We start from the raw sequence: 17,074 nt of genomic DNA, 5'->3' as shown, positions 1-17,074 counted from the left end.
AAGCGCCTGCTTTCGGGCTGCGCGCTTCCCTTAAAGGAATCAAAAGAGATAACATTATGAGAATTAAAAAGAGTGCAGTTGCTACAGCGACTGCCATGTTTTTAGGCACCCTTTCCACTGCTGCCAATGCTAATCTAGTTATTACTGAGTACATCGAAGGTAGTAGCAGCAATAAAGCGCTTGAGATATCCAATGTAGGCACCAGCACCTTAGATTTAGATGCTAATGTTTATAAGCTGACGTTGTTTAGTAATGGAAAAACTGAGCCTGGTAATACCGAGACGCTAACAGGTACTCTGCCACCTGGAAAGAGCATCGTTTTTCACAACTCTGGGGCGAACGATGCCTTCAAAGTGGGTAACGCTTCAACCATAACCTACTTCAACGGTGACGATGCCTTGGTATTGACCAAGGATGATGCTGTGATCGATCGTTTTGGTAAATTGGGCGAGGATCCAGGTTCAGCTTGGACGGATCCAAATAACGCCGATTTCTCCAGTGCTAATAAGACGCTACGTCGCAAAGCCACTGTTACCACAGGTGATACCGATGCTGCAGCAGCCTTCCCTACTGGTGACCAATGGCTAGTGTTTGATACTGACACGTCTGATGGCCTAGGCTGCGCTGGTGAAAGCGCTTGTAGCGCTGAAGCCACTCCTGGGTTACTGCTGATTACCGAATACATCGAAGGTAGCAGTAGCAACAAAGCGATTGAAATTTCAAACGTAGGTGGCACAGCTATCGATCTCGATGCCAACGTTTACAAGCTGACGTTATTTGGCAATGGTAAGACTGAGCCAGGTAATACCGAGACACTGACGGGCACTCTGGAGCCAGGAAAGAGCCTTGTTTTCCATAATTCTGGTGCAGCTGATGCGTTCAAAGTAGGCAACGCTTCTACCGTAACTTATTTCAACGGTGACGATGCCCTAGTCTTGACAAAAGACGATGTGGTTATCGATCGCTTCGGTAAGCGTGGCGAAGATCCTGGGGCTGCTTGGACTGATCCAAACAACGCAAATTTCTCTACCGCGAATAAGACCCTACGTCGAAAAGACAGCGTCACTTCTGGTGACACTGTTGCAGAAGCCGATTTTCCAGGAGCCAATAACCAGTGGACAGTATTCGACGTTGATACCTCTGACGGTCTTGGTTGTGCTGGTGAGAGTGCCTGTGATGGCTCAGTTACGCCTCCAGACCCCGATCCAGAAACAGGTCCTTGCACAGGTTGCGAAACGCTGACACCAGTTGCCGACCCTACTACATTCAATGCTGAGATCTATTACTCTGATGTATTAAGTGGCGATTTTGCCAATGCTGATGAGCTTAAGAACGCCCTATCCGCAATCATTGCTAAAGATCACAAGTATCTGACCTATAAACAAGTTTGGAGTGCACTGACCCACGCTGACCAAGATCCTGATAACGATAAAAATGTTATCGAGATCTACACGGGGGCTTCTATTTCTAAGTACGACAACCAAACAAGTGGTAGCGGTGTGGGCAAATGGAACCGTGAACACGTTTGGGCTAAGAGCCATGGTTTCCCTAGTGACTCTCAATGGGGCTACACCGATGCTCACCACCTTCGTCCTTCAGATCCAGGCATCAACACTGCACGAAGTAATAATGACTTTGGTGCGTGTCGCGACACTGGTGAAGAGGTTTTGTTCAACGGTGTAGGTACGGGTAACTACCTAGACAAAACTACGGACTGCTGGGAGCCTCGCGATGAGGTGAAAGGCGACGTGGCTCGTATGATCATGTATATGGATACTCGTTATCAGGGTACCGATACAGCGACAACCAATATGCCTGATCTAGTTGCAGTCGATCGTCTAACGACTACTGCTGAGGATAGCGAACCGCTTATCGGTACGCTTTGTACTCTGTATGCCTGGAACAAGTTAGACGCTGTTGATAGCTACGAGCAAAACCGTAACAACCAAGTATATAAATATCAGGGTAACCGTAACCCTTTCATTGATCGTCCTGAGTTAGTCCAACAAGTGTATGGTGCAGTCTGTAATGACGATCCAAACCCTGTCTTAGTTGTCGAAGGCGATATTGAAACTCCAGAGAGTGTAACCGAAGGAGCTGCATATAGTATCGATGCTTCTGAAATCAAAGCTGGTGAAGGTGTTGTTCTTACGTACAAGTGGGAGCAAATTGTTGCTGAAGAAAAGATCCTTGTTGGTGACAAGGCGATATTGTCTCTGACAGCGCCAATGGTTAAAGCCGACGAGACATTGAACTTTAGCTTAACCATCAGCGACGGAACTTTAGAAACGACTAAAGCTGTTAGCCTGCTCGTGGCTAATGTACCTCTGAGTTTAGATGTGACGTTTGCTGGCAATACTCAGCTAACTGAAGGAGATAACACTACCATTACAGCGACTGTTGCTGATGCTCCAGAAGGGACGAGCTACAGCTGGAAGCAGGTATCTGGAGACACAGCTGTATTTACCGGTACAGGCCTGACACTAGATGTAACCACCCCTAGCGTAAGTATTGATCAAGTTCTAGTGTTTGAACTCACTGCAACCGTTGACGAAGAAAGTGTCAGTGAGTCTGTTAGCATTGAAGTGAAAAACACCGAAGAAACTGGTTGGACAAAGCCTGAAAGTGCGGGGAGTTTAGGTGGCCTTATGACGCTACTTCTACCTCTACTGTGGTGGCGTCGCCGCCAAGGCTAATCATCAGTTAAGCCTATAAAAAGCAGCACTGGGGGACACTCTGGGTGCTGCTTTTTTAACTTTATAAACGTTGTCTAAACCTCGCCTTATGCCCTTTGTTCTCAGCATGAGAAATCAGCCATTAAGCCAAGTAACAACGCTTATCTGAATAATATTGAAGGATTATTATGAATACTTCACTCCGTCATTCGTGCTTGCTTCTTACAGGCTCAGCCATCGCTCTAGCGATAGCATTGAGCGGTTGTGGAAAGAAAAAGCTGGAAGAGGCACCTAAGGTAACAGCATCTATCGCCTGTCAAGCTGCTGGTGATGACTGCAAGCGCTTCACCTTGCTTCATACCAATGATCACCACGGACGTTTTTGGCAAGGCTCTAGAGGTGAGTATGGTATGGCCGCAAGAAAAACCATTCTCGACCAAATTCGTAAAGAAGTCAGCAAGCAAGGTGGGGAAACGTTACTGCTCTCAGGTGGCGATATTAACACTGGTGTACCTGAGTCTGATCTTCAAGATGCCGAGCCAGATTTTATCGGTATGAACCACCTTGGTTATGACGCTATGGCTGTGGGTAACCATGAGTTTGACAATCCATTAACGGTGATTGATAAGCAGAGAAACTGGTCAAAATTCCCTTGGTTATCTGCCAACATCTATCACCAAGTCGATGGTGAATGGCAACGCTACTTCGAACCCTATGCGTTATTCGAAATCCAAGGATTAAAGCTAGCCGTAGTAGGCCTAACTACTGAGCACACCGCTGAGATAGGTAATCCAGAATTCGTTAAAGATCTTAAATTCACTTCTGCTCAAGCGGAGGCGAAGAATATTTTGGCAGAGCTTGAAGAGAAGCATCAACCGGATCTTGTTTTTGGCCTCACCCATATGGGTCACTATGAAAATGGTAAACATGGTAGTAACGCGCCCGGTGATGTTGCTCTTGCTAAAAGCCTAAAACCCGGCCAGATCCAAGCAATCATTGGCGGACATTCACAGTTGCCTGTTTGTATGGAAGGAAGCACTGGTGAGTATGTAGAAGATTATGGTCGAGATGAGCCTTGTAAACCCGATCGTCAAAATGGCACTTGGATCATGCAAGCCTACGAGTGGGGCAAGTTCGTTGGTCGCGCCGATTTTGAATACTATGGCGGTAAGTTACACTTAGCAAACTACGAGTTGGTACCAGTGAATACAGAAACCAAGTTTGGTTCCTACTATCCGCCTCATATGCTAACTCCTAAGGATAAAGAAACTCTTGAACTACTTCGCCCTTATCAACGTAAGGGCCAACTGCAGTTGAGAGAGCAGATTGGAGTTGCAAAAGCGGACTTCGTTGGTAAGCGTAAGGTTGTTCGTTACCAAGCTACGCCTCTCGGCATAATGATTGCGCATGCTCAAACTCAGCTTCCTATCCCCGCAGATTTTGGGATAATGAACTCAGGTGGAATTCGCGCCACCATAAAGAAAGGACCTATCCGATATCGTGATGTACTTAAGGTACAGCCTTTTTCCAACAGTGTGACTGTAACCGAGATGAATGGCACTGAATTGAAAAAGTATTTATCTAGGGTGGCGCTTAAGACTCGAGGCTCGGGAGGCTTTGCTCATTTCAGCGGCATCGAGATGACAGTTGACTGCAAAGCTAAGAATGTCGATATCAGAACTATTGGTGGCGAGCCTTTCAAGCTTACTGAAAAATATAGATTTACCCTCCCTAGCTACAACGCTGCCGGCGGTAATAAGTACCCCAAGTTGAAGGAAAAGGCGAGAGACACCGGCTTTATTGATGCAGATATGTTATATCAATTTATTAAGAAGCATGAGACGCTCGATCCTGTCAGCTATGACAGAGCGAAAGATGTCCGCTATATCAACTCCAGAAGTTCTGATGGCTGCGGCGGTTGATCTTATTCGTTAATAAAGCTAATCAGCTAATATCCTAGACCTCAAAACAGAGCTCAACATTTCGATTGGGTTCTGTTTTTTTATGGTACACGTTCAGCAAGCTTCACCTAGCCTTTTGTAAATTCCAAGCTAGTCTGTGTTCGAAACTCTCAGGTTTAAGTGATAGCAGCTGTAAATACTCTATTAGATAATCAAATGGAGTGCCTAGCCCATAGGCATGTAAATCAGTTAAGACACACCTATGCCAGTCAACTGCTGATGGTAAGAACTGAACCATCCTAGCTAGCTAAACAGATGGGACATTCTGCCTGGGGATTGATCCGCAAGATCTATGGCAAATGGATCCAAGCGAAGAAACCAGACTATGTCAATGAATTGGCTGACAAGTTAAATCAGACTTACTAGACATCAAAACTTCGTAAGCAGAAACAAAAAAGCTCAAGCAAATTGCTTGAGCTTTTTTGTTTTTAGTCGCTCGGATTTGGCCCCTATTTGGCCTCCTCCAATATAGTTGCTTGTAAAAGCAACTAGAGCAGCAACTTAAACTTAGAACGGCATCTTCATGCCAGGAGGTAGTTGCATACCGCCTGTTACTTCAGCCATTTTCTCTTTTTGGCTTTCTTCTACGCGACGAGCTGCGTCATTACAAGCTGCTGCGATTAGATCTTCTAGCATCTCTTTATCATCTTCAAGCAGACTTGAATCGATTTCTACTTTACGAACGCTGTGAGAACCAGTCATGGTTACTTTAACAAGGCCAGCACCGGCTTCGCCAGTCACTTCCATACGTGCAATCTCTTCTTGCACTTTAGCCATCTTGTCTTGCATCATCTGGGCTTGCTTCATCAAGTTGCCCATACCGCCTTTTCCAAACATACTCTAATTCTCTTCTATTATGTATTACAACAAATAAAGTGGGCTAATCTTACTAAAAAATGAATGATTAGCAACGAAAGCTGAAATTCAATTATAAAATTATGACTCAGTTAACCGCTTAAAGTTCGCAATATCAATTAACTCAATGCGATTTCCCTTTTGCACCAACAATTCTGGTGCATATGTGAGCGAGTCTGCGGTTAATTCTGCTCCCATATTCTGGGTTAACCAACGAACATTGTCATCTGTCATTAGCTCATGGTGCACTTGGGTTAAGATCTCTTTATGAAAGCGTCTACGTACCTCTAGTGGCGTCTCGCGGTCATGATCCGCTCCAACAGTTACCTGTACACTACACTGCTCACCCAATGCAGCAGTCATTGCTTCTTCTAACTGCTTAATAGCAACATCTGCCGCTAAATGTTTCTGATCCGGCTTAAGTAGCAAAGATAACGGCTGTTCAAATTGGTGACATACTGAGTTAACTGCCAATTGCCGAACTCGCCCCCCAACCTCTAGCTCTGACATAAAGCGATACCATTTTAAGTCAACTTCATGGCCACTCAATTCACCACTAGGCAATGCGGGTAAGTTTAACTCAGGATCCTGAACCTGAGTTGAATCACCAGTTTGTTGCTCAAGGCTCTGGCTATGACTATTGTTTGGTTCTACCAACCCTTGCTGCTCTGAGCTTGCATCAATTGGCTGCGGTGCTTGTTCTACACTCGATTCTGCTTCAGCATTATCAGTGTCATTCGCGCTAACATCATCGCCAAATCGCGCACAAGGATCATCGTCATGGGGCTCTTCCCACGGCGGTCTATCAATAACCTCCGTGCTGGTATTAACTTCGGCACTTGCTAAGCTATTTACATCTGATTGTGCGTCATCTACATGACTCTCATCGCTGTGCTCGGCTTGTACAGTCGTTGGCTCTTTTCGCACCGGCGGTGTGAAAGGCTTACGAACCTCTACTGACTTTTTTGTTTGGCCATCCTTGGAGTTATCCTCAGTCAGCTCTTCTAAAAGTGTGGCTCTAGCGGCAAGTACTGCATCTAAAATATCATCCCCAGCAGTAAAGTCGCTACGAGTTGATGGCTGCGGCTCGCTGGGCTGAGCGGCTGTATCATCATGAGTTGCTCTAGCATGACTCTTGCTTGGTTCTGCATCGAATGTGACGTGAGTCTGTTCAACCTCATAATTTACATCTTGTTGAGTAAACCCATAGTCATCTTGGTAATCATGTTGATCACCAAAAGCGCCAGCATAATCAGCGTAGGATGCTAGATCGTTTTCTTCACTGCCATAGCTTTGAGTAAAGTGAACACTGGTTTCATCCACTTTACTTTGGGAGTCGCCATCAGTAGCAGGCTGAGCAATAGCATTCGCGTCGCCCGCTGTTTTATCAAGAACTGGCTCACTGGACTGGCTAGCCTCAGCATCAACCCTTGTCACCGACGGCTCAGGAGTTTGCTCAAAACCTTGGCTTTGAGCTTGGCTCATGATAACGGCCATTTCACTGTTTAAACTCGCCAGAGATTCAGACTCAACAGTGTCATCTTGGTCAGCATCTGCAAGTTGTTGAACAGGCTTAGCCGATTCAGAGATAGTTTCTCCCTCAGGGTTAATATTATCGGCTAACACTGCTGACTCTGTTTCAGGCTTTACTACTGGCTCTGGTTTTGACTCAACCTCAGGCACTACTACTGGCGCTGGTTTTGACTCAGCTTCAGGCGTTACTACTGGCTTTGGTTTTGACTCAACTGCGGCTTGAGTCAGCTGAGTGTCATTATTTACAGTACTTGCTACAGAATCAGCTGTTTTTTTTTGAGCCTCTAAGCTTGCTTGTTGCAAACTCTGCGCTGTTTGTTGACTTACAGCTGAATGTGTTTGAGTGCTGCTACGCGCTTGACTTGTAGCATCAGGAATTTGCAGCTCAACTTTGTTATCGCTCGCCCAACGGGTTACAGGCTTTTCTGGTACAAAAGTTACCGCTCTTAATAGCGCCATTTCAAGACCAGACTTTGGATCCGGTGCATGAGGTAAATCTTTGCGGCCTGTTAGTAGCAACTGGTAATAGAGCTGAATTTGCTCGGCAGATAATTGCTCGGCAAACGCTTTTATTTGCTCACTGTAAAGCGACATCTGCGCAGCAGCTGGGGCAAACTGGGTTAGCGTAATTTGATGTAATAACTCCAACAAACTACGTAGTACTTCTTCAGGCTCGGCACCAAATGACAGCACTTTGGCGGTCACTTGCATCAAGTTCATGATGTCCGCTTGCGCTAATGCTTCAAGTAAAGCAATCACATGTTGCTCGTCGATGCTGCCAAGCATAGTTTGTACTTGCTCAAGCTTGACTTGACCGGCACCAAAAGCAATGGCTTGATCCGTCAAGCTTAGTGCATCACGCATACTGCCATTCGCCGCCTTTGCTAACAAAGTCAGTGCGCTATGATCAAAACTGAGTTGTTCTTGAGTCAATACGTGGCCAAGTTGACCGGCGATTTCATCTTGTGAAAGGCTTTTTAAATTAAATTGCAAACAACGCGATAATACCGTTACCGGTAAACGCTGTGGATCAGTTGTTGCTAAAAGAAATTTAACATGCTCAGGCGGTTCTTCTAATGTCTTAAGTAAGGCGTTAAAGCTGCTACGCGATAACATGTGTACTTCGTCAATGAGGTACACTTTAAAGCGACCACGACTGGGCCTGTACTGCACATTATCAAGCAGTTCACGGGTATCATCGACTTTGGTTCGTGATGCCGCATCAACTTCAATTAAATCAACAAAACGACCTTCTGCAATTTCGACACAAGCCGAACATTGACCACAGGGCGTTGCAGTAACGCCTTGCTCGCAGTTGAGACCTTTAGCAAATAGACGTGCAAGACTGGTTTTACCCACACCGCGAGTGCCGGTAAACAGATAAGCATGGTGTAATCTTTGCTGAGTAAGTGCATTGGTTAAGGCATGAAGTACATGCGACTGGCCAACCATTTGCTCAAAAGTGGCAGGGCGCCATTTTCTGGCCAACACCTGATATGACATGGAACTCCCCAACGTGTCATTAATACGGTTTCGGGAGCACGCTCCTCGACATCTTTGAACAATAGCATGCTACGCTTTCACATGCTATCTCAAGCGCCTAAGGAGCGATTTGGCGGTGATAAAATCACCTTTTAAGATAAAGAATAATCAGTTTACTGATCACTTAACCTTAAAAAGAGTTACTTAGGCAAAATTTACTCGCCTTCGAACTCACATAGACTTAATAGATTTAAATCCATTGCCTTTAGACGCTCTTCACCACCAAGATCTGGTAATGAAATAACAAATGCAGCATCGTTAACAGCACCGCCTAACTTACGAATAAGCTTAACGGTTGCTTCAATTGTGCCACCCGTTGCTAGCAAATCATCGATAACAAGCACTTTGTCATCTGCAGTAATGGCATCAACGTGCATTTCTAGCACATCATGGCCATATTCAAGCTCGTAGCTTTCAGAAATGGTTTCTCTTGGTAACTTACCTGGCTTGCGAACTGGCACAAAGCCAATGCCTAGTTCTAGTGCAAGTGGCGCACCGAACAAAAAGCCGCGAGCTTCAGTACCGACAACTTTAGTAAAACCTTGGTCTTTGTATTGCTCAGCTAACAGGCCAATGGTGAGTTTGTAGGCTTGTGGATCTTCTAATAAACTCGTCACATCTCTAAACAAAATCCCCTCTTTTGGATAGTTAGGGATGGTTTTAATGCTGTTCTTTATTAGTGCCAAGCTGTCAGTATTCATTACCATAATTCTATACTTAATCTAATGTAGTTTGCTGACACAAGACTCAATAGCTGAGCTTGTTATGTCATCGAAGTGTAAAAAACGGCGTAAAGCTTAAGCCGCTTTATACTCAGTTGCAACTAACTAACTGCAGAAGTGTAGGCTCTGTCTAGGCAATTTCGACTTTTGATTGTTCTTTATAGCAAAGGCTATCACAGCATAATTAAAATAATACTTAAATTTCAATGCAGTGAAGCAGTACAGCCGTCACTAGCCGTCCAGCTCTGGAATGCTACGAAGATAAAAAAATAATCCTGCGCAAAGACATGCCAACAGGGCTTTCACCCAAACAAGCGGTACAATTACGATACTAATCGTAAAACTGAGCCCGCTTATGATATAAGCTTTTTTCTTTAAGCTTTTACGAATTGCTCCTTTTGCTTGCCAATCTCTAAGTGCATCGGCAAACCAAGGGTGAGTCATTAACCATTGATAAAGTCTGTCACTGGAGCGTGCAAAACAATAAGCGGCTAATAAAATAAAGGGGACAGTGGGTAGAATAGGTAATACTATTCCCAAAATGCCTAATCCGAGGCTGCAAAGTCCAACAATAAGAAAAAAGCCACGTTTTAAAACCATCAACCTACCCTAATAAACGAAAAAGCCACTCAATAGAGTGGCTAGTATACATTAGCGAGACTTAAAGGCGGATTAAATTAATCCCATCACCTTAAACCAAGATAAGCTCGCAGGTAATGTAGGGATCAACATTACAAGAATAAAACCAATAAAATAAACAATGTTGAATGGGTCTTTAAACGGCTGACTCATAACTACCTCTAATTATTATTGTTAACTGCATTTATTGATCTAGATCAATTTTTGCGGTCATTATAGAGATCCGTCACCCCATTAGTAAAGTCTATTGTCCAATAAATTGTTTAATAATACCTTTGTTACTCAAGTCCATAAGTAGTTGTTGGCAGCCTTGCTGTAGTGCATTCGGTTCAATTTGAGCGTAAGTTGTTAATAACCAGTCAATTAATACTTCATAGTCAACATAATTATGCTGCTCAATATAAGCAAGCACCTGCGCTGTTAATGGATTTAAATGTAAAAAAACCACCTCTTCTTCTACGTCACGATAAATACAAAAAAACTGGGCAGTCTCACTCGGTTCACTAGGTTGATGCTCAGCACTAATATGCTGGACATCATAGGCATACTGAGCGATCTTTGCCGTCGCTGAAACGCATAATTTTATCTGAGTAATATCATCAACATCATCGGCGAGTAATTGCTGCTGTGGGTTATCTTGTGCAACAGCGACCACCAGCTCTAACCATTCATAATGGGCAAGCTCTAACATAAATGGTGGATCTTGCTCAGTCATCTGGTATTCGCTCTGTAAAAACAGCAAAAACTCTTGCGCTATCTCGACAAATATTGGCGTTGCACAGTCGTGATTAACAAAAAAGCTTTGTACTAACTTAAGCCAATCTTGCTCAGAATATAAACTCTTCAGCACAGGAAACGCATTTGACACAAAACCATCAATATTATTAAAAAATAGCTCGCGATATATTTTCATTCGGCGCGCTTCAATGCCTTCAGGTAGAGGCAAAGATGGATCTTTTATGTAATCCATAAAGTGTTGCTGCACATCAACAAAGCTCATTAAGCACTCCTTTTTACACTGGCTAAATGACGTTTTTGATAATCGTGTATTTGGTTGATTTCAAGTAAAAGCTCATCGGTCGATGGAATATTAAAATCACGCTCTAATAAGGTTGGAAACACGCCATGAGTTTGATAACAAACGTCGAGCAGCTGCCACACGGGATCGATAATGTCTGCGCCATGAGTATCAACAATTAAGTCTTCAGCTTCCTCGTAGTGACCTGCAATGTGTAGGTAGGCAATTCTATTGGTTGGCATTGCCTTTAAAAATTCAATCGCATCGTAATTGTGATTCACCGAGTTAACGTAAATATTGTTCACATCTAGCAGCATTTTGCAGTCTGCTTCTTGCATCACCGCGTTAACAAACTCAAGCTCTGACATGTCAGCCCCGGGGGCTGCATAAAAAGAAACGTTTTCTAAAATCAATGGTCGCTCAAGAATGTCTTCTACCTGCTTTACTCGTTGGGCCACATGCATAACGGCTTCTGTGGTAAAAGGAATAGGCATTAGATCGTACATATGACCACGGCCGGAGCAGTAACTTAGGTGCTCGGAATAAGTGCTAATTTGGTGTAAATCAAGAAAGCTTTTAACGTTACGTACAAAGGTTAAATCCAGCGGTTCAGGACTTCCGATAGAAAGAGATAAACCATGACAAAAGAACTCATGCTTTTCAGTTAACGCTCTAAATTGGCGACCAAACTTACCCCCTAATGTCATCCAATTCTCGGGAGCAACCTCAAAGAAATTAATCTCATTTGGAACAGCTTGGCAAAACTCATCTAGCATTTCTCGCCTAAGCCCTAACCCTACTCGCTGCTGATTAATCTTATTATTTGTCATACTGCACGCCTAATTATTCTCACAAACAATTAGGGCCAGCGATATGCTGACCCCATTTTAAAGCTGGGAAAGCTTACTTTGCACCACCGCACTTACCTTCACCACACTTACCTTCTTTCTTGGCTTTGTCGCCACCGCATTTACCTTCGCCGCACTTACCTTCTTTGGCTTTAGCTTTGTCACCACCACATTTGCCTTCGCCGCATTTACCTTCTTTAGCTTTGTCGCCACCACACTTGCCTTCACCACATTTACCTTCTTTGGCTTTAGCTTTGTCGCCACCACATTTACCCTCGCCACACTTACCTTCTTTGGCATCTTTTTTCTCGCCACCGCATTTACCTTCACCACACTTACCTTCGCCGGCAAACAATTGGTAACCTGCTTCCATTTCAGTGTAACCAAATGGATTAGCTTGCACACTTGCTGTTAGTGCACTTCCCATAACAACAGCGCCTACAGCAGCAGTAATTGCAGTTTTATTCACTAATTTCATAATATCTTCCTTTTATTTAATCAACTTGAATTCAGTTACCAACAGCAAATTTTGTTGGCTTGCTTAACTAGACCTTGTTGTTAGCAATTTAATTTCATTTTTTCTACATCTATCACATTTATGGCGCATTAAAGCTGTTAGGTCAAATTATGTACTGAACTCTTGTTAGAGATATCTCGATGTTTCAACGATAGTTTTGCGGCAACTTTGTGCATAAAGTCTATTTCGCTATATGCCAAACCGTTTAACACATATCGCTAACTTAAAATTCAGCTTAGTCGTACTCAAATGGTGTAGAGAAATCATCAGCAGTGTTTAGATTGGCCTAGCGGTGTGCGATAAGGTAGAATACCGCGCCTCAAATTAGCGATATTGGACAAGTCTGTGCGAGTAATTTTGGCGCCTATGGAAGGCGTTGTAGACGATTTAATGCGGGAGATCCTCTCTGCAATCAACCCTTATGATCTAATGGTCACCGAATTCGTTCGCGTGGTTGATCAACTGTTACCTGAAAAAGTGTTTTACCGGATTTGTCCAGAGTTACAAACTGGTGGCCAAACCCTATCAGGCACGCCAGTTCGAGTTCAATTACTTGGCCAAGAGCCAAACTGGATGGCTGAAAATGCCGTCAGAGCGATTGAACTAGGCTCAAAGGGTGTCGATGTTAACTTTGGCTGCCCAGCCAAAATGGTGAATCGCAGTAATGGTGGCGCCGTTATGCTGCAATATCCAGAGCAACTTTATAACGTTGTAAAAGCGATGCGTGATGCAGTACCAAGTGAACAACCTGTCACAGCGAAAATTCGCTTAGGCTTTAACGATAAGTCGCTCTATATGGAGAACGCACTTGCGATTTATGAAGCTGGAGCCAGTGAACTTGCGGTACATGCTCGCAGTAAAGTCGACGGTTATAAGCCTCCTGCTTACTGGGAATATATCACTGATATTAACAATAAGCTCCCTATCCCAGTCATTGCTAACGGCGAGATCTGGAATAGAAATGATGCAGAGCGCTGTATGCAAGTCACAGGTTGTGACAGCATTATGGTTGGTCGTGGCGCAATATCACTGCCAAACCTAGCAGCTCATATCAAAGGTGATGCAGCATTCTCTTGGCAACAAGCACTGGAGCTGATGCTAAATTACACCGATCGAGAACTTGAAGGCCGCAAGAGTACTTATTATCCGGCTCGAATTAAACAGTGGTTTGGTTACTTAAACCGCCAATATGACGAGGCTGATGAACTGTTCCGCGAACTAAGAGTATATAAGACTGCTGAAGAAATTATTGCCGTACTTCGCCAAGCGCGAGCAAAACTACCTGACTAGATCAATCTTAAGTCGTATTTATGACACAAATACACTAAATATTGGCAGGAATTGATCTTAGTCATATCGCTAAATGATGGCATGTTTAGACTGATAGTCCGTTAAAGTCGATATATACAGGCAATAGAAGTGAGTAGCAACCAGATCCAGCAGACCTTATCTAATATAGAGTCAGAACTTAGACTCAAGATTGGTGCACTCCCCGAAATGCAAACCAAGCTAATGGACCAGCTTAATTTTTCTCTGTGTGAACTGATTCAAATCATGACTGAAGTTCATTTATGTGAGCACCCATTATTTTTTGAGCTGATGCGATTAGATGCCGCCCGCTGTCAGCTTGAAATTGGTTTGTACGGTGTGTGCAGTGATTGTGAGAATGAAATTGAGCCAGAGCGATTAGCTGCCGATCCACTTGAACAACGTTGCTTACGTTGCAGTCGTCATTTTAGTCAGCAGCATAGGCAAGAGTTAAGACTCAATCACTAAGCTAAAGTGTATTGTAAGCATAAGCAGAAAGTCTTTTAGTGAGCTAAATAAAAAACCTCCGTTATGGAGGTTTTTTGTTTAATAAAGGGGATTTTAGAATGACTGCTGAACTTTAAAGAATACGGTACGACCTAAAACATCATAAAGTCCAATATTCACATCGCGCCAACCAACAGTTCCGTCGTAGAACGAAGGCGCTTCTTCATCAAACAGATTATTAACACCCAATGTTAAACTTCCATTCCAATCATGAGTATAAGTAAACTGTGCATTATGCTTAAAGTACGAAGGAAGATCTGCAAGATAATCTGTACCATATTCCTTATTACCAGACTCTTGAGAGCCAATATAATAAGTTGTCCACGCCGCAGCCATATTACCTGAAGTCCATGCAACATTTACGTTACCACGGAACTCTGGATAGTCCTGCAAGCCTGCATAATAAAATGGTTCTTCTCCAGCAGCCGAAGTCTGAGAGAACTCCTCAACGTAACCCATTTCACCTTTAACCCCAAAATCACCAAACTCTGTTTCAAGGATATAAGTTGCTTTGAAGTCAAACCCTGAAGTTTCTAGACTCGCCATATTGCGGTCAAAACTGTAAGCGACATCAATTTTACCGTTTGCATCGCGTACAATCGCATCAGAGGAACCGTTATCTATTTCATCTTTTAATAAACGTGTCAGGCTCGTTGCTGCGATTTGGTTATCTAACGTCAGATCATAGTATGATAATTCAACAGCAAGCTCATCTGTAATATTCCAGACAGCGCCTGTTGTAAACGACTCGCCCTCTTCTGGTTGCAGTCCAGGGTTCCCTCCGAACCAAGTCTTATGCTGTGAACCACCGGTTGCACAGTACACAGGATCTAATTGCGCATTTTGTCCTGCATCACACCACAAATTGTCATCCGCCGTAGAGAAGCTCAACGCTTGACTTGAGAACATCTCCCCCATATTTGGTGCACGGAATGATTGCCCCCAACTAGCACGTAATAACAATGAGTCAACAGGACGCCATGCAACGCCTAATTGAGGCGCAATATTATCAAATGAACCACTTACTAAATTTGCACCAACGTCACCCTCTTGATCGTAATTGTCATAACGTAAAGCGGCGTTCAAATCAACGTCATAAGGTAGGTTTGCCTTCAACTCCATAAATACTGACGTACGATCTCGCGTCGCATCAACATCGTCACCACCCGAACCGCCTGAGACTTTACCTGATGCTGACTGCGGGTCACTCTTCTGGTTAAACTCAACCATTTCATACTCTGCACCGATCACACCAGCCAAAATAAACTCATTAGTTTCAACCAAAGTCATTGAAGCTAGACCGTCTATTTGCCAGCTGATGAATTGCGCCTGATAAAGTCCAGTGTGAGCAGCTTGACCATACATATCTTTCATCATTCCATCCCAATCACCATAAGTCATTCCAGTGGTGTTGAAAATGTCGTACTTTTCACTATCAATCAGGCTCTGAACGATATCGTCATTGATTAAGTTTTCATTAAATACATTTGTTGTTGATCGGCTATATTGACCATTTACTTCCCAATCAACTCCGTTACCAACATCTATATCACCAACTAAACCACCTAAGAAATCAATACTATTTATCTCTGTATGTGTATCACGTTCCCCTTGTTGAGCAGAACGCATATACAAAGTTAAATCTTCACCAGCAGGGTTATACACATTTGACGCAGACATCACTGGCTTATTAGTCGAAACTGGAGTTCCCGCATAACGTGTATCGGTCTCTGATAGCGAAGCACTTGCACGGCCACGGAATTGAAGGTTTTCGGACAATTCATAACTGAAGTTCGACAGGACAGAGTTTTGTTCCATATCACCAAACAACTTAGTTACTTCACCATAGCTATAAAGACAACGACCGCCATTTTCGCCATCCGTTCCATCATAAGTGTTATCAGCTTCATTACAAAAATGACTATTTGAGATCCAACCATTCTCACCTAAAGCATTTGGAACTGAGCTATATGATGAATAATCAAAATATGTAGGGTCATCAAATTTCCAAATATCCTTATCCCAAACAGCGTCAACAGCATAATGCTCAAACGTGAGCGTAATATTACCTTTATCGCTCGCATAACCACTTGTGACGGTGAAACGGTTGGCATCGCCGCCCTCAACACTTGGTAGTTCTGCATCATAAGTAAAATTCAATCCTTCGAAATCTTTCTTAGTAACGATGTTAATAACGCCTGCTACAGCATCAGATCCATATACTGCAGAAGCCCCCTCTCTAAGTATCTCAATTCGTTCTACAATCGCCATTGGGATACGTGAAGTATCAGCAGCTGCTCCAGAGCTTGAACTCGTTCCCGGCATACGTCGGCCATCTAACAGAACTAGTGTATATTTCGCATCTAACCCTCGCATCTGAACACTACTTGTTGCGGCTGCGCCACTCCCGTAGCCTGATGCTCCACGCCATGAACCGAAGCTATTTACTGATGAATTATTAAGTACATCTGCAACCGTAGCTTCACCACTTAGCTTGATATCTTCAGCTGTTAGAACTGTTACAGGTGAAGAGTTCTCCATATCAACTTGCTTAATCCGTGAGCCTGTGACTTCAATGCGTTCTACTTCTTCTGCTGCATTTCCTGTTGTTTCATCTGCAAATACAACCCCTGACACTGCGAAACTTGTCGCTGCGGTTGCAATTAAACTCCTACGGATAGCTTTCGCCATTAAGGTTTGAGTTCTCATATATATTCCCTTATTCATCGACTTTATAAATGAGTTCTCCCACATATAAAAATCGACTCTGTTATTTTTATTGTTAGTTCTAGGAGCCTAGAAACTAATTACTTCAGGAATAAATACTGTTCTAAGTGCAACTTTTAAGTCAAATAAGCAAACAAAATATAAACATTTTTAAAACAATTAAATACTCAACATTTAAGAACAAAGACAAACAAAGAAAAGCAACCAAAATCAGCACCTTAC

Annotated in this window: 12 protein-coding genes; 4 read left to right on the top strand and 8 right to left on the bottom strand. The window is 43.4% G+C overall.

Features of this window, described 5'->3' with window-relative positions; all coding sequences use genetic code 11:
• The first annotated feature begins 56 nt into the window (after nt 1-56).
• Together L884_RS22615 and ushA are read left to right on the top strand one after the other, a co-directional pair.
• Nucleotides 57-2,696, top strand: a complete 2,640-nt coding sequence (locus L884_RS22615) for an endonuclease (RefSeq protein ID WP_028767248.1) — start codon at nt 57-59, stop codon at nt 2,694-2,696.
• Between the two features lie 167 nt (nt 2,697-2,863).
• Nucleotides 2,864-4,597: a bifunctional UDP-sugar hydrolase/5'-nucleotidase UshA gene (ushA, locus tag L884_RS0109330; protein ID WP_037410707.1), complete on the top strand. Its 1,734-nt coding sequence runs from the start codon at nt 2,864-2,866 to the stop codon at nt 4,595-4,597.
• Nucleotides 4,598-5,143: 546 nt separating this feature from the next.
• On the opposite strand, the gene L884_RS0109320 is transcribed toward ushA, so the two are convergent.
• The 7 genes from L884_RS0109320 to L884_RS0109290 all read right to left on the bottom strand — a co-directional run bounded on the left by L884_RS0109320 (nt 5,144) and on the right by L884_RS0109290 (nt 12,271).
• On the bottom strand, nt 5,144-5,473 hold the full coding sequence (locus tag L884_RS0109320) for a YbaB/EbfC family nucleoid-associated protein (protein ID WP_028767246.1): 330 nt from the start codon (nt 5,471-5,473) through the stop codon (nt 5,144-5,146).
• Between the two features lie 99 nt (nt 5,474-5,572).
• The gene (dnaX, locus tag L884_RS0109315; RefSeq protein ID WP_028767245.1) at nt 5,573-8,527 is read right to left on the bottom strand and encodes a DNA polymerase III subunit gamma/tau; all 2,955 of its coding nucleotides are present in this window, start codon (nt 8,525-8,527) and stop codon (nt 5,573-5,575) included.
• A gap of 194 nt (nt 8,528-8,721) precedes the next feature.
• Nucleotides 8,722-9,273, bottom strand: a complete 552-nt coding sequence (gene apt / locus L884_RS0109310) for an adenine phosphoribosyltransferase (protein ID WP_037410704.1) — start codon at nt 9,271-9,273, stop codon at nt 8,722-8,724.
• A gap of 246 nt (nt 9,274-9,519) precedes the next feature.
• Nucleotides 9,520-9,888 carry a YbaN family protein gene (locus L884_RS0109305; RefSeq protein WP_028767243.1) on the bottom strand — a complete coding sequence of 123 codons (369 nt, stop codon included), beginning with the start codon at nt 9,886-9,888 and terminating at the stop codon, nt 9,520-9,522.
• A 283-nt stretch (nt 9,889-10,171) separates the two neighbouring features.
• Nucleotides 10,172-10,927 (bottom strand): HvfC family RiPP maturation protein, encoded by a 756-nt coding sequence (locus tag L884_RS0109300; protein ID WP_028767242.1) that lies wholly within the window; start codon nt 10,925-10,927, stop codon nt 10,172-10,174.
• Nucleotides 10,927-11,775 carry an HvfB family MNIO-type RiPP peptide maturase gene (locus L884_RS0109295; RefSeq protein ID WP_028767241.1) on the bottom strand — a complete coding sequence of 283 codons (849 nt, stop codon included), beginning with the start codon at nt 11,773-11,775 and terminating at the stop codon, nt 10,927-10,929. The genes L884_RS0109300 and L884_RS0109295 overlap by 1 nt, the downstream gene beginning before the upstream one ends.
• Before the next feature lie 73 nt (nt 11,776-11,848).
• On the bottom strand, nt 11,849-12,271 hold the full coding sequence (locus L884_RS0109290; protein WP_028767240.1) for an HvfA family oxazolone/thioamide-modified RiPP metallophore: 423 nt from the start codon (nt 12,269-12,271) through the stop codon (nt 11,849-11,851).
• Between the two features lie 384 nt (nt 12,272-12,655).
• On the opposite strand from L884_RS0109290, the gene dusC reads away from it, so the two are divergent.
• On the top strand, nt 12,656-13,600 hold the full coding sequence (gene dusC / locus L884_RS0109285; protein ID WP_028767239.1) for a tRNA dihydrouridine(16) synthase DusC: 945 nt from the start codon (nt 12,656-12,658) through the stop codon (nt 13,598-13,600).
• Between the two features lie 129 nt (nt 13,601-13,729).
• Nucleotides 13,730-14,086: a TraR/DksA family transcriptional regulator gene (locus L884_RS0109280; RefSeq protein WP_028767238.1), complete on the top strand. Its 357-nt coding sequence runs from the start codon at nt 13,730-13,732 to the stop codon at nt 14,084-14,086.
• A 93-nt stretch (nt 14,087-14,179) separates the two neighbouring features.
• Here the strand turns inward: L884_RS0109280 and L884_RS0109275 are convergent, their stop codons facing one another.
• Nucleotides 14,180-16,834, bottom strand: a complete 2,655-nt coding sequence (locus tag L884_RS0109275) for a TonB-dependent receptor plug domain-containing protein (RefSeq protein ID WP_028767237.1) — start codon at nt 16,832-16,834, stop codon at nt 14,180-14,182.
• Between the last annotated feature and the right edge of the window lie 240 nt (nt 16,835-17,074).

It is taken from the genome of Shewanella fidelis ATCC BAA-318 (genome assembly GCF_000518605.1).
GTDB lineage: Bacteria > Pseudomonadota > Gammaproteobacteria > Enterobacterales > Shewanellaceae > Shewanella > Shewanella fidelis.
This window is presented reverse-complemented; position numbering and strand designations above follow the sequence as displayed.

Excerpts from the sequence above, each read along its gene's own strand:
- L884_RS22615 (WP_028767248.1), top strand. The coding sequence starts at position 57 with ATGAGAATTAAAAAGAGTGCAGTTGCTACAGCGACTGCCATGTTTTTA.
- ushA (WP_037410707.1), top strand. The coding sequence starts at position 2,864 with ATGAATACTTCACTCCGTCATTCGTGCTTGCTTCTTACAGGCTCAGCC.
- L884_RS0109320 (WP_028767246.1), bottom strand. The coding sequence starts at position 5,473 with ATGTTTGGAAAAGGCGGTATGGGCAACTTGATGAAGCAAGCCCAGATG.
- dnaX (WP_028767245.1), bottom strand. The coding sequence starts at position 8,527 with ATGTCATATCAGGTGTTGGCCAGAAAATGGCGCCCTGCCACTTTTGAG.
- apt (WP_037410704.1), bottom strand. The coding sequence starts at position 9,273 with ATGGTAATGAATACTGACAGCTTGGCACTAATAAAGAACAGCATTAAA.
- L884_RS0109305 (WP_028767243.1), bottom strand. The coding sequence starts at position 9,888 with ATGGTTTTAAAACGTGGCTTTTTTCTTATTGTTGGACTTTGCAGCCTC.
- L884_RS0109300 (WP_028767242.1), bottom strand. The coding sequence starts at position 10,927 with ATGAGCTTTGTTGATGTGCAGCAACACTTTATGGATTACATAAAAGAT.
- L884_RS0109295 (WP_028767241.1), bottom strand. The coding sequence starts at position 11,775 with ATGACAAATAATAAGATTAATCAGCAGCGAGTAGGGTTAGGGCTTAGG.
- L884_RS0109290 (WP_028767240.1), bottom strand. The coding sequence starts at position 12,271 with ATGAAATTAGTGAATAAAACTGCAATTACTGCTGCTGTAGGCGCTGTT.
- L884_RS0109275 (WP_028767237.1), bottom strand. The coding sequence starts at position 16,834 with ATGAGAACTCAAACCTTAATGGCGAAAGCTATCCGTAGGAGTTTAATT.